This is a genomic window from Parvibium lacunae (assembly GCF_003335215.1).
GTDB classification, from domain to species: domain Bacteria; phylum Pseudomonadota; class Gammaproteobacteria; order Burkholderiales; family Burkholderiaceae_D; genus Parvibium; species Parvibium lacunae.
On record NZ_QPGB01000002.1, the window covers coordinates 1 to 13,698 of the forward strand.

The window sequence follows — 13,698 nt, forward strand, 5'->3', positions numbered from 1 at the left end:
GACAGGATTGGGCTTGGCTATCTGCCGTGAAATCGTTGAGGCGCATCACGGTCGTATCAGTGCCCATAACAATGCCTCGCCCGATAACCCCTCACGACCAGGCGCCGCCTTCGAAATTAGATTGCCATTAACAAACAAAGAATTGTGACGTTAACAGAGATAGTCCATTTTTCTCTTACAAGAAGCTTAGATGAGAGCAGCCAGTGCCACGTCCGGCCAGGGGGCCAGACACCACGAGACGATTGGCAATGTCTGATTGATTTAATTCAGCTTTTCTATCCTATTTTTGGCATGAAAGGGCACCATGAACCCAGGTAACCAAGCAATGATTTTGGTCGTTGATGACGAACCCTTAAATCTGGAAATTATTGGCGAGTATCTCGACGACCCACGTTTTGTCCTGACCTTTGCCGAAAATGGCCAGGAAGCCTGGGAAAAGCTACAACAATCTCCCCCTTTCGATCTGATTGTCCTCGATCGCATGATGCCCGTGATGGATGGGATGGAGTTGCTGCATAAACTCAAAGCGGAAAGCCGGTTCAGTAAAATTCCGGTCATCATGCAAACCGCCGCAGCCAGTAAAGAGCAAGTCGCGGAGGGACTTCGGCAAGGCGCGTATTACTACCTGACCAAACCCTATGAAGAAGAAATTCTGCGCTCGATTGTTGAATCCGCACTCGGGGAGCAACAGCGCCTTGAAAATCTACGCGAGGAGCTCAAAGCCCAAGCGGGCTTAATGAAACTGCTACACCAGGCTGAATATCACTTTAGGACATTGGAAGAAGCACGCCGCTTGGCCGCTTTACTGGCCGAGACTTGCCCGAACCCCAGCAAAGCGATGACAGGACTCGCGGAACTCATGATCAATGCGGTCGAGCATGGCAATCTCGGTATTACCTACAGTGAAAAAAGCCGGTTAAATGCCGAGGGCCGGTGGTCCGACGAAATCGAGTTACGCTTGCAACAACCGCTTTACGCCGAGAAGTTCGCCACGGTATCCCTACAGCGTGAGACCAATCAGATCCGTTTCACCATCACCGACCAAGGGAATGGCTTTAATCCAGAAGGCTATTTAGAGCTTTCGGCTGAACGGGCCTTCGATACCCACGGGCGCGGTATTGCTATGGCAAAAATGTTCAGCTTTCACAGCATCGAATACCAAGGTAAGGGCAATATAGCGGTTGCAATTGTGGATCTAAGTTAACGACAAGCCAGAATATTAGCTCACAGCACATTTGCCCATAAAACTGGGGAGCAGATAAGATAAGGGCCGCCACACCAATAGCGTGGCGGCCCTTATCCATTTAGCCGACAGAGTTGCTTAGCTTACAACCACCGGAATTTTGCCAATCTTAGCTTGCCATTCTTTCGGTCCAGTTTGGTGAACCGAGGTACCCAAGCTATCCACTGCCACCGTCACGGGCATGTCTTTCACCTCAAACTCATAAATCGCTTCCATACCTAGATCAGCAAAGGCCAGCACTTTAGAGGCACGAATCGCTTTAGACACCAAGTAGGCCGAACCACCGACTGCCATCAAATACACCGCTTTGTTGTCTTTAATCGCATCAATCGCAGTTTGACCGCGCTCGGACTTGCCAATCATCCCTAGTAAGCCAGTCTGTTCCAGCATGGTCCGGGTGAATTTATCCATCCGAGTGGCGGTAGTGGGACCGGCAGGGCCGACGACTTCATCGCGCACCGGATCAACGGGGCCAACGTAGTAAATAAAGCGGTTGGTGAAATCCACCGGCAGTTTTTCGCCCTTGGCCAGCATATCGGTCATGCGTTTGTGCGCAGCATCACGGCCCGTCAAAATCTTGCCATTCAGCAGCAGTACTTCGCCAGGCTTCCAGCTCGCCACCTCGTCACGGGTAATCCCATCCAAATTCACCCGCTTGCCGTTGGTCGGGTTGTAGGTAATGTCGGGCCAGTCTTCCAGGCTCGGCACTTCTAACTCGGCAGGGCCGCTGCCATCCAACACAAAGTGAGCATGACGGGTAGCGGCACAGTTGGGAATAATCGCCACGGGCAGGTTCGCCGCATGGGTTGGGTAGTCTTTAATCTTCACATCCAGCACAGTAGTCAGGCCACCCAAGCCTTGCGCGCCAATCCCCAGTGCATTCACTTTCTCATACAGTTCTAAGCGCAGTTCTTCCACCCGGTTTTGCGGGCCACGTGCAATCAGGTCTTGAATATCAATCGGCTCCATTAGGGCTTCTTTGGCCAGTAGCATGGCTTTTTCAGCAGTCCCGCCAATGCCGATCCCCAACATACCGGGTGGGCACCAGCCCGCGCCCATGGTTGGCACTGTTTTCAGCACCCAGTCCACAATCGAGTCTGAAGGGTTCAACATCACAAATTTCGACTTCGCTTCGGAGCCGCCGCCCTTGGCCGCCACGATCACATCGACTGTGTTACCGGGCACCACTTCGTAGTTAATCACCGCCGGGGTATTGTCTTTGGTGTTCGTGCGTTTACCGGCGGGGTCGGCCAACACAGAGGCGCGCAGTTTATTGTCGGGATGGTTGTAGGCTCGGCGTACACCTTCGTTCACCATGTCCGCCACACTCATATTCCCTTCCCACTGTACATTCATGCCGATTTTCAGGAACACGGTCACAATCCCGGTGTCCTGACAAATCGGCCGGTGGCCTTCGGCACACATGCGCGAGTTCGCCAAAATCTGCGCCATGGCATCTTTTGCCGCCGGGGACTCCTCTTTCAGATAAGCCTGATACAAATTCTGAATGTAATCCTTGGGATGGTAGTAGCTGATAAATTGCAATGCATCTGCAATCGATTGAATAAAATCATCACGTTTGATCAGTGCCATGATCGGATACCCTTAAAAAATTAATGCTGAGCAGGAGACAATAAACGATCGCAATACGCAATCGCGAGTGCAGAGAATAAAAAGACAACATGGATACCCGTTTGGGCGACCAGCGTTTTGACATCATATTGCGGGGCGTTAATGAAAGTTTTCAGTAAGTGAATCGAGGAAATGCCGATGATCGCAGTCGCTAGTTTGACTTTGAGGACGGAGGCATTCACATGCGATAACCACTCAGGCTGATCGGGATGACCGTCTAACCGCATCCGTGAAACAAAGGTTTCATAACCACCGACGATCACCATAATCAGCAAATTAGAAATCATGACAACATCAATCAACCCGAGCACCAGCAACATGATCATGGTTTCATTCAGTTTAGTTGGGGTACTCTGCCCCTCAACGACGGTGAGATTCACGGCCTTGGCAATCGCCGCCACCGCCGTCTCGGAGCCAAACGCGGCTTCAATTAAATGAACCAGCTCAACCCAAAAATGCGCCACATAAACAGCTTGCGCGAGAATCAACCCTAAGTACAGGGGAAGTTGTAACCAGCGACTGGCGAAAATCAGGGCAGGTAAGGGGCGTAAACGAGCTGAAGCGTGATTAGGTGGCGTTGGCGTGTTCATAACAATCAAGCGAATAGAAATGGCTCGTGCAAGAGCCCAAAAACAAAAACAGTATTATGCAAGAAAAGCTATTGGATTGTCACAGTAGAAGACACGGTTGCGGGTGCCGGATTGCCCGATAAATCGTAGGCTTGGACTCGCAACACATGATTGCCAACGGCCAGATCGGTCGTCGGCGCATAGTAGTTATCTTTCGTCCCCAACTTAACCGCGACGCCATCTAAATAAACATCAAAGTAGGTTTCATTCGCACCGCCATAGACTTTCGCCCACTGCCAGCGAAAACGTTTATCGGTGGTGGTCAGGGTGCCGCCAGAGGGAACCTCAAACACAGGCGTGGTGGGTGCAATCGTGTCAATCGTTATTGTCGATGCCGAAAAAACTGGGCCTTTAGACTCGCCAGCAGGACCATTGGTGGCCCGAAACTGTACATTTTTATCACCATCAGTGCTGAAACTGACCGTCACCGTATCTCGCTGCAGGGGGATATTGCGACTCCAATTTATCCACGTGCCACCGAAATTCGTGCTGTATTCCAACCCAGCGCCATCCACGGGTAAGGTCACACTGTAGCGCAACGTACGCCTGCGGGTGTAATTATCGCTGTCGCTAAAACCCGTGTTGTCGGCCGCAAGCAGCTCGGCATAGGGCGCATCACTGGGCTTGGGGTAAGCCGGGGTCGAGCCAACCGGCGACGTCGTTGCACTGCTGTCTTCGTCCGTGCCCCCGCCGCAACCAGCTAATGCTATCGCGAAGATAACCGTCATCAACCCCGCTATGTTGCAGCGTCGTCGGGTCAGCCTCAAAAAAGGCGGGGCGTAAAAAGAGAAGTGCATTAAAATAAGAGAATGGTCACCGTCAGGCGCGATTGTAACCGAGCCGCCAGGCTTCATACGCATAGCCCGTCAGCAAAACCGCTTGAGATGGCTTACAAACATAACTTTGTCGTGAGAGATTGACGCAATTTAACAAATTCTGGCTGGTTGCCGCGTGATACGCTGGTTATGGCCTGTTATGTCTGTTGTATGGTGCTCTTTTGTAGTGCTCTTTTCGTGGATTTGTTACTGGTTTTGTGATGCCAACCCCTGCTGCCACCCCTGCCGATCTCGCACAACACGCCCAGCCCGCTCCTGACATCGCCGCCATAGACTGGTCACAAACACAACCGCATAACCAACAATTCAATGACATTTACTTTTCAACTGTCGATGGCTTAGCGGAAACGAATTATGTTTTTATTCAACACAATCAGCTCCTGGCCCGCTGGCATCGCCTGCCGAGCCACAGCCATTTCACGATCATTGAAAATGGGTTTGGCACAGGATTGAATTTCTTGTGTGCTTGGCAAGCATTTCTGGCTCAAGCGCCTGCCGACAGTCACCTGCATTTTGTGTCAACGGAACGGTATCCCCTCACCCGCACTGACTTACAGCAGGCGTTGCAGCTCTGGCCCAGCCTAAGTCTCGAAAGTGCTGCGTTACTGTCACAGTATCAACTCCCAAGCCGAGGCTTTCATCGCTATCATTTCGCGCAAGATCGCATTCACCTGACCTTGCTGGTGGGCGATATGAATCAGTTATTGCCCCAGCTACAAGCACAAGCCGACTGCTGGTTTCTGGATGGTTTTGCCCCGGCGAAAAACCCTGATATGTGGTCTCCTACGTTATTTCAGGAGATGCGCCGACTCTCTAAGCCTGGAGCAACCTTTGCCACCTTTACCAGTGCCGGCGAAGTCAAACGAGGGCTGCAAGCCGCTGGCTTTGACGTTCAAAAAGTGCCCGGCTATGGCCGTAAGCGTGACATGCTATGTGGTTATCTGCCGGATCAAACAAGCAGCGACGCACGGACTTGGCGTGCCACCTGTCGTCCCCCCCAGTCAGTAGCGATTGTCGGTGCGGGCTTGGCGGGCTGCCATGCTGCTGCTGCGTTGGCTCGATATGGCTGGTCTGTCAGTCTGTTTGAGCAAGGTCAAGCCGTTGCCAGCGCGGCCTCAGGGAACCCCGTTGGGGTTTTATATGCCCGACTGTCAACGCAACTTAAAGAGCAGCAACTGCAGCTACGCGCCCTATCCAAATTCATCCTTCAAGGCTTGGAATACAGCAGCCGCTTGCTATTGGGGCTTGCCCCAGCAAACACAACAGGAACGGCCGCCACCGCGCCAACCAGTACGCCTGCCGGGGTGTTGCAATTGGCATTCAACGACGCTGAATTAAGCCGCGCGCAAGGCATTTTAGGAGCCGGGCTACCGACAAATTTAGTGCAGTGGGTCAGTGCGGCTCAAGCCAGTGAACTTGCTGGGATTGAAGTCCGCTATCCTGGCCTGTTTTATCCACAAGCGGGTTGGACCAGCCCGCCCTACTGGTGCCGTGCGCTCACCCAACATACGCAGATACAGACCCACCTCACCACCACGGCTGTTGAGCTCTGTGTTAGCGCTGCTGGAGTAGCGGCTGGGGTAACCGCTGGTCTCGCCCCAAGTCTCATCATCAATGGGCAGAGCCAATGGGAGGTACGCTGCAAATTGGCGGAGACAAACGGCTTCGGGTATCGTTCAAGGCATGATCATTTGATCCTCGCCAACGCGCATGAAGCAAATCTCTTGCTGGGTAAACAGGGGCTTCCGGTGCTGCCCATGCAATATTTACGCGGACAGATTACCCAATTTCCGGCTTTACCAGCGAGTCAACCCCTGCGCACGGTGCTGTGTGCGGAAGGGTATTGTGCCCCCGCCAGCGCAGGCTGGCATACCTGTGGCGCGACGTTTGACAAGTCCGAACGCGATTTAAGCGTGCGCAGCGCAGACCATCTACAAAACTTGATGGCGCTGGCCCAGCTTTCCCCCGCGCTCAGCCAGAGTGCCGCCCCCTATCTCGGCGCTGGCACATCAGCCCCAGCATTACAAGGGCGAGCCGCTTTCCGCTGTGCCACGCCCGACTTTAAACCGATTGTAGGTTGGTTAGCGCAGCCCAACGAACTCCCCCTTGGCTTAACCCTAGCCCACGGTGCGCGAGGGCTGATTACCGCCCCACTCAGTGGCGAAAGTTTGGTTGATAGTCTATTAGGGCTGCCCCATTGCCTAAGCCAAACGATGCAAGAAAGCATTGATCCCATGCGATTTATGCAGAGCAAAAGACGGATTTAAGGCCTTTTTCTGTAAGAAAATAGTCAGTCAATCCCGTTAAAGTGCGCTTAGCATTTTTAGTATTGATCAAAACTGAGCGCAATAAGACTCAGTCACCCTAACGTATAACCTGGAGTGAGACATGTCCGGCATCGAATCCGTTTTGCAAGAAAACCGCCTTTTCCCCCCGAGCCCAGCGACCGTGAGCGCTGCCACGATTAGCGGCCAAGCCGCCTACGATGCACTGTGTGCCGAAGCAGAAAAAGATTACGCAGGTTACTGGGCACGCCTCGCCCGTGAGAACTTGCTCTGGCAAAAGCCCTTTACCCAAACACTCGATGAAAGCAACGCGCCTTTCTTTAAGTGGTTTGCCGATGGCGAGCTGAATGTTTCCTACAACTGCTTGGAACGCAACCTGCAAAACGGCAATGCCGATAAAGTCGCAATTATTTTTGAAAGTGACGGCGGCGAGGTCAACAAAGTCACGTATCGGCAGCTCTATGAAAAAGTCTGTCAACTCGCGAACGGCATTAAGTCACTGGGCTACCAAAAAGGCGAGCGCGCAATTATCTACATGCCCATGAGCGTCGAAGCCATTTGCGCCATGCACGCCTGCGCTCGCTTGGGCCTGACGCACTCCGTGGTATTTGGCGGCTTCTCAGCGAAGTCCCTGCAAGAACGGATTGTGGATGCACATGCCACCTTGGTGATTTGTGCCGACGAACAAGTGCGTGGCGGTAAAAACATTCCGCTCAAACCCGCTGTCGAAGAAGCATTTGCGATGGGCGGTTGCGAGCATGTGCGTAAAGTGATTGTGTATCAACGCACTGGCGGCAAAGTCAATTGGGATGCCAATCGCGATGTCTGGATGCATGAACTTGCCGCCAACCAAGCTACCGATTGCGCGCCGACTTGGGTGGATGCCGAGCACCCGCTCTTTATCCTCTACACCTCCGGCTCGACCGGTAAACCGAAAGGCGTACAGCACTCCAGCGCCGGCTATTTGCTGCATGCCATGCTCACCATGAAGTGGACGTTCGACATTCAGCCGAATGATGTTTTCTGGTGTACCGCCGATGTCGGTTGGGTTACCGGCCATACCTACATTGCCTATGGCCCACTGGCCGTTGGCGCGACGCAAATTGTGTTTGAAGGCATTCCAACCTACCCCCACAGCGGGCGCTTCTGGGAAATGATTGCCAAACACAAAGCCAGCATTTTCTACACCGCGCCCACCGCGATTCGTTCCTTGATTAAAGCCAGTGAATCTACCCCTGCTTCACATCCGCGCAATTACGACCTCAGCTCCTTGCGCCTGATGGGTTCGGTCGGTGAACCGATTAATCCCGAAGCCTGGATGTGGTACTACGAAAACGTCGGCGGCAAGCGCTGCCCGATTGTGGACACTTGGTGGCAGACCGAAACCGGCGGCCACATGATTACCCCCCTGCCCGGCGTGCATGGCCTCAAACCCGGTTCTTGCACCATGCCCTTCCCCGGCATTGCCGCCGCGATTGTGGATGAAACCGGCAACGATGTGGAAAAAGGCAAAGGTGGTTTCCTCGTCATTAAAAAACCCTGGCCCTCCATGATTCGCGCCATCTGGGGCGACCCTGAGCGTTTTGTTAAGAGCTACTACCCCGCCGACTTCAATGGCAAATACTACCTAGCAGGTGATGGTGCCAACCGCGACTTAGATGGCTACTTCTGGATCATGGGCCGAATTGACGATGTGCTGAATGTCTCTGGCCACCGCTTGGGCACCATGGAAATTGAATCGGCCTTGGTCGCGAACCCACTGGTGGCGGAAGCCGCTGTGGTGGGCCGCCCTGATGACCTGACCGGTGAAGCAGTGGTTGCGTTTGTGGTGCTCAAACAATCACGCCCCAACGCGGAAGAAGGCCAGAAAATCGCCAAAGAACTGCGGGAATGGGTGGGCAAAGAAATTGGCCCCATCGCCAAACCCAAAGAAATTCGCTTTGGCGAAAACCTACCTAAAACCCGCTCCGGAAAAATCATGCGCCGCCTGCTGCGTGACCTCGCCAAAGGTGCCGAGATTACGCAGGATATTTCGACACTTGAGAATCCGGCCATTCTGGATCAACTGAAAGTGGCGCAGTAAACGAAACATGTACCGCTGGGCCCAGCGGTACAGATAGCCAGATTTCGGTGCAGGCTAGCTTGCATAGCAAGTGAAACAAGCGAGGCACAGTGGCCATATTCAAAACCGTGTATGAAATTGAAATTTATTAAACAAGAAAATTTGCATCTCTGGACATAATAGACATTTACCGCAACGCAGAACGGGTTTGCCCTAATTAACACCTTCTCTCCTCTCTCTACAATGCTAGACACAGGGAGAAGATGATGAAAAATTTATTTCAGCTATACAAAGCCTATTTTGCTAACGTGGTTGCATATTTGGCAGTGACCCTCCTATACGGTGCCCCTGCAATCGCACAAATAAACTGGCAATCGTCAGCCATGCAAGACTACGGCAAGGGTTTTGAAAATCTCAGGCAAGCACTCAGTGACGATAGCCGTATCCGAGGCGTTGTAGTCATTCATAATGAGCAACTACAATTTGAATACTACCGGCAAGAACTAAATCAGCACACTTTGCATGATGCAGCTTCCGTAACAAAAAGCGTCTTATCCAGCCTAATCGGGATTACCACCGAGACGCATCATTTGAACCTGCAAGCTGGGATCAGGGCTTCCATGGAACAATACCCAACGCTCCAAGTATCCCCTGACATGTCCGCACCCACAGAATTACAACTGTGGCATTTACTGACTTTAAGCACAGGCTACGCAGCACAAGTACGTGATCGTTCGGGTGATTATTTTGCCTTTAAGCGAACGATCCAGAAAGGCGCTGCTCTACAGGAAGCATGGCAACGCCCTCGTTTATTTCAGCCTGGCCAAGGTTTCGTGTATAACAATATAGAACCTCATCTGCTTTCGATACTGTTGACGCAGCTCACACAACAAACGGCCCGCGAATTCGCTGCTAAACGTCTATTTCTGCCCCTGCAAATTTCGCAATATGAATGGCCCTCGGCGGGAATAGATACGATTGGCTCGACTGACCTAAAACTCACCACTCGCGACATGGCCAAATTAGGCCAACTGTGGCTACAAGACGGTTTCTGGGAAGGCCAGGCAATTATCCCGAAACAATACTTGCAGCAAGCCACGCAAGCTTATCAGCCGGTTCCTTCATCTGGCATATTGGGAAAGTTAGGTTATGGTTATCTGTTCTGGATTGTCTTATCCGATGCCACCACACCAGCGGCTTTTTTTGCATCTGGTCATGGCGGGCAATTAATTTATGTTGTACCCGGCAAAAAACTCGTTGTGGCCATTAACGCTGAATCCACGGATGCCCAACACGCTACCGGCGCAGTACAAACAGCCCGCATATTGAAACAACACTTATTACCTATTTTTGAAAACTAACCCGACAAAAAAGCCACGCAATCCGCGTGGCTTTTTGCTTCCAAACTAACTCAAATTATTTCTTCAACTTCACCGGCTGGGTCAACACCGCAGGCTGCAAAATCTCATCCAATTGCGCTTGCGTGAGCAAGCCTAATTCCAGCACTAAGTCACCGACACTGCGGCCTGTCTCTACAGCAGTACGTGCCACTTTGGTCGCGTTTTTGTAGCCGATATAGGGATTGAGTGCCGTCGCCAAACCAGCGGATTGCTGCACACGCTGCAAGAGCAGTTCACGATTGGCAGTAATACCTTGTACGCACTGCTGGCGCAGGGTGTGGCAGCCATTGGTGAGATGGCGAATGCTCTTGACCAAGCTCCAGAAAATAATTGGTTCAAACGCATTCAACTGCAACTGCCCACCTTCTGCCGCCATCGTCACAGCGATATCATTGCCGACCACTTCAAAGGCGATTTGGTTCACGACTTCAGGGATCACGGGATTGACCTTGCCGGGCATGATGCTGGAACCAGCTTGCTTAGCAGGCAGGTTAATTTCACCTAAACCAGCTTGTGGGCCGCTAGAAAGCAAGCGTAAATCGTTACAGACCTTGGAGAGCTTGACCGCCACACGCTTGAGTACGCCTGAAAGCTGCACATAGGCGCCGGTATCTTGGGTGGCTTCAATCATGTTGTCGGCCTTGATCATGTGCAGGCCGGTAATTTCGCTGAGGTATTGCGTGGCAAGGCCCGCGTATTCAGGATCGGTGTTAATCCCCGTCCCAATCGCGGTGGCCCCGAGGTTGATTTCGCGCATCAGGGCTTGCGCTTCGCGCACCCGTTGTTCGTCTTCCGCCAACATCACGGCGTAGGTGCTGAACTCTTGCCCGAGGGTCATGGGCACCGCATCTTGTAATTGGGTACGGCCCATTTTGAGCACATCGGCAAACTCTTTGGCCTTAGCATCGTATGCCTGACGCAGTTGAGCCATGGCCACCAAGAGTTGGTCGATCAAATACACCAAACCCAGACGAATTGCGGTGGGGTAAACATCATTGGTGCTTTGCGATTGGTTCACATCATCATTCGGATGCAGGTGTTCGTACTGACCTTTGCCAAAACCCAAAATTTCGAGGGCACGATTGGCAATGACTTCGTTAGCATTCATATTGGTGGAAGTCCCCGCCCCACCTTGAATCACATCGACTACAAATTGTTCATGTAGCTTGCCGGCAATGATGTCATCACAAGCTTTGAGAATCACTGCCGCTTTTTCGGTTTGCAGCAAACCCAATGTTTGGTTTGCTCGGGCTGCGGCTTTTTTCACTTGGCACAGTGCTACAACCAGTTCTTTAATGGAGCCAATCTGAATCCCTGAAATGGGAAAATTTTCAACCGCACGCAGGGTATGTACGCCCCAATAGGCTGCTGCCGGAATCTCGCGATCGCCTAACAAATCACTCTCAATCCGAATAGTTTGTGCTGACATCTGCGGCTCCTTGAATGGGGGAAAGTAAAGTCTGCACTGTAATGAGTGTGGTAAGCATGAGCCAATACTCTTTACACATAGCCAGGGCTGGCGCAGAGTACGGCAATGCGCCACCCCCCTGCGGCACTGGTCCGCAATTATCTTCTTCTTGTGTTGGGTTTACTGATTTTTTTGGCAAGCACAGCTTGGCTCGAAAATCAGGGGATCTCCGCTGCCTGGCTGGGCTATCTCTTTCTGTTCGCCACCATTGCGCTGTACGCCATCATCGGCTTGTTTTGTCGTACCAGTCAAATTGACGAATACTATGTTGCAGGTAGGCGGATTCCTGCTGTTTTCAATGGCATGGCGACTGCGGCAGATTGGATCAGTGCCGCATCCTTCATTGGTCTGGTCGGCACGCTCTATGTCACGGGCTATGATGGCTTGGCTTATGTTCTGGGTTGGACGGGCGGCTATGTCTTAGTCGCCCTGCTGATCGCCCCTTATCTACGTGAGCTAGGGGGATTTACAGTTCCTGAATTTTTAGGCCGCCGTTTTGCCAGTCGCACCGTGCGCTTCGCTGCAGTCCTCGCTGTTCTGCTTTGCTCCTTCATTTACCTCGTAGCGCAAATTCAAGGAATTGGTTTGATTACCCAGCGCTTTGTTGGGGTGGAGTTTACTGTCGGCGTCTTTTTGGGCTTAGCGGGTGTCCTGGTTTGCTCATTTTTAGGGGGCATGCGGGCAATTACCTGGACCCAGGTCGCGCAATACCTCATTTTACTGATTGCTTTTGTTTTGCCAACGGCCTGGGTAGCATGGCAACAAACGGCGAGCCTGTCGCCGCTGACCGTCTTGCAGCGCTCGCTGGCAACCATTGCAACACAAGAAAGTCGTTTAAGGGATGACCCGGCAGAGCAGCAAGTCCAGCAAGCATTGCGCAAGCAAGCTGCCAATTACCAAGCAAAGATCGATCAATTACCGGTAAGTTACAACCTTGAAAAACAGGCACTTGAAATGCAGATCATGCATCTGCGTCAAGATCATGCCTCGCTGCGTGAAATCAAGGCGGCAGAAAAGCAATTAAGCCAGTTTCCCGTTTCACCGGAGGAAGCCAACCGACGCTGGCAAGAAGCGCGGGATCAATATCTAAAACGGGCCGAGCCACCGGGAGACTACGCCCAACCCTATACCCACAGCAGCAACCTGGCGCAGGCTTCGACGCAGCATTACGTCAGCGCTGAGGCGGCACGTCAGCAAAACCGATTAAATTTTATCGCCCTGCTGTTTTGCTTAATGCTGGGCACAGCAAGTATGCCCCATATCCTGACGCGCTATCTCACCACGCCCACCGTTGCCAGTGCCCGGCAATCGGTGGCTTGGACCTTATTTTTTATTTTGCTGCTTTACCTTGCTACGCCAATCTTAGCTGCGCTGGTTAAAGCTGCCGTGATGACGGATCTCGTTGGTAGCTCACTGAAAGCGTTGCCAACTTGGCTAACCAGCCTCAAAAAGCTTGATGTGAATTTCGCCCATTTCACCGATTGGAATCACGATGGTATCTTGCAATATGCAGAGCTAAGCTTACATCCCGATATTGTCATGCTCGCCTTGCCCAGCATGTTTGGTCTGCCATCTGTCATTGCAGGGCTCATTGCTGCGGGGGCGCTTGCGGCTGCCCTTTCTACCGCTGATGGGCTGTTACTCACGCTCGCCAACACCATGTCGCACGATGTTTACTTTGCTCGCTTACACCCTCAGGCCAGCACTCAACGACGGGTCACGATTGCCAAAATCACCTTACTAGTAGTGGCCCTGCTCGCCGCTTATGTCACCTCGTTAAAGCCTGGGAATATTTTGAGCGTCGTCGGCGCTGCGTTTTCACTCGCGGCATCAAGCTTATTCCCAGCCTTGATCATGGCCGTCTTTTTCCCACATTACAGCCCACGGAGTATCTTTTGGGGTATGTTAACGGGAACCGCATTATGTCTGTTTTATATGTTTGCGCATTATCCACTATCGGCTAATTTACTGGGTTGGCAAATGGGTAAATGGGCAGGCATTGAACCGGTTGCTGCCGCCGTATTCGGCGTCCCAGCCGGTTTCATCACGATCGCCTGTGTGGAGGTCTTCTACCGGTTCAAACGCAGCTTTAAACCAAAAAAAGCCTCATCACGAACGGCAAAATAAAAAAGCCAAGTTATTC

10 protein-coding genes are annotated in these 13,698 nt (G+C 52.2%); 6 read left to right on the forward strand and 4 right to left on the reverse strand.

The features are described from left to right. A partial coding sequence (locus tag DU000_RS13135; protein WP_420812122.1) for an ATP-binding protein occupies nt 1-148 on the forward strand: 148 nt, incomplete at its 5' end. A gap of 156 nt (nt 149-304) precedes the next feature. Continuing rightward, nucleotides 305-1,204 carry a response regulator gene (locus DU000_RS04050; RefSeq protein WP_114402110.1) on the forward strand — a complete coding sequence of 300 codons (900 nt, stop codon included), beginning with the start codon at nt 305-307 and terminating at the stop codon, nt 1,202-1,204. Nucleotides 1,205-1,321: 117 nt separating this feature from the next. Here DU000_RS04050 and DU000_RS04055 read toward each other — a convergent pair whose 3' ends face one another. The 3 genes from DU000_RS04055 to DU000_RS04065 all read right to left on the reverse strand — a co-directional run bounded on the left by DU000_RS04055 (nt 1,322) and on the right by DU000_RS04065 (nt 4,232). Continuing rightward, nucleotides 1,322-2,836: a fumarate hydratase gene (locus DU000_RS04055; protein WP_114402111.1), complete on the reverse strand. Its 1,515-nt coding sequence runs from the start codon at nt 2,834-2,836 to the stop codon at nt 1,322-1,324. 20 nt (nt 2,837-2,856) lie between these two features. Continuing rightward, entirely contained in the window at nt 2,857-3,465 is a 609-nt protein-coding gene (locus DU000_RS04060; protein WP_114402112.1) for a YqhA family protein, read from the reverse strand. Between the two features lie 68 nt (nt 3,466-3,533). Then, the gene (locus tag DU000_RS04065; RefSeq protein ID WP_114402113.1) at nt 3,534-4,232 is read right to left on the reverse strand and encodes a hypothetical protein; all 699 of its coding nucleotides are present in this window, start codon (nt 4,230-4,232) and stop codon (nt 3,534-3,536) included. 308 nt (nt 4,233-4,540) lie between these two features. Between DU000_RS04065 and mnmC the strand changes: the two genes are divergently transcribed. From mnmC to DU000_RS04080, 3 genes are all read left to right on the forward strand, one after another. Beyond that, nucleotides 4,541-6,607, forward strand: a complete 2,067-nt coding sequence (gene mnmC, locus DU000_RS04070; RefSeq protein ID WP_114402114.1) for a bifunctional tRNA (5-methylaminomethyl-2-thiouridine)(34)-methyltransferase MnmC2/FAD-dependent 5-carboxymethylaminomethyl-2-thiouridine(34) oxidoreductase MnmC1 — start codon at nt 4,541-4,543, stop codon at nt 6,605-6,607. Between the two features lie 121 nt (nt 6,608-6,728). Further along, nucleotides 6,729-8,708 (forward strand): acetate--CoA ligase, encoded by a 1,980-nt coding sequence (gene acs, locus DU000_RS04075; RefSeq protein ID WP_114402115.1) that lies wholly within the window; start codon nt 6,729-6,731, stop codon nt 8,706-8,708. Nucleotides 8,709-8,953: 245 nt separating this feature from the next. Beyond that, entirely contained in the window at nt 8,954-10,048 is a 1,095-nt protein-coding gene (locus tag DU000_RS04080) for a serine hydrolase domain-containing protein (protein ID WP_205074012.1), read from the forward strand. 55 nt (nt 10,049-10,103) lie between these two features. Here the strand turns inward: DU000_RS04080 and aspA are convergent, their stop codons facing one another. Then, the gene (gene aspA, locus DU000_RS04085) at nt 10,104-11,516 is read right to left on the reverse strand and encodes an aspartate ammonia-lyase (RefSeq protein ID WP_114402117.1); all 1,413 of its coding nucleotides are present in this window, start codon (nt 11,514-11,516) and stop codon (nt 10,104-10,106) included. A 105-nt stretch (nt 11,517-11,621) separates the two neighbouring features. Between aspA and DU000_RS04090 the strand changes: the two genes are divergently transcribed. After that, on the forward strand, nt 11,622-13,682 hold the full coding sequence (locus DU000_RS04090) for a VC_2705 family sodium/solute symporter (protein WP_114402118.1): 2,061 nt from the start codon (nt 11,622-11,624) through the stop codon (nt 13,680-13,682). Nucleotides 13,683-13,698: the final 16 nt, after the last annotated feature.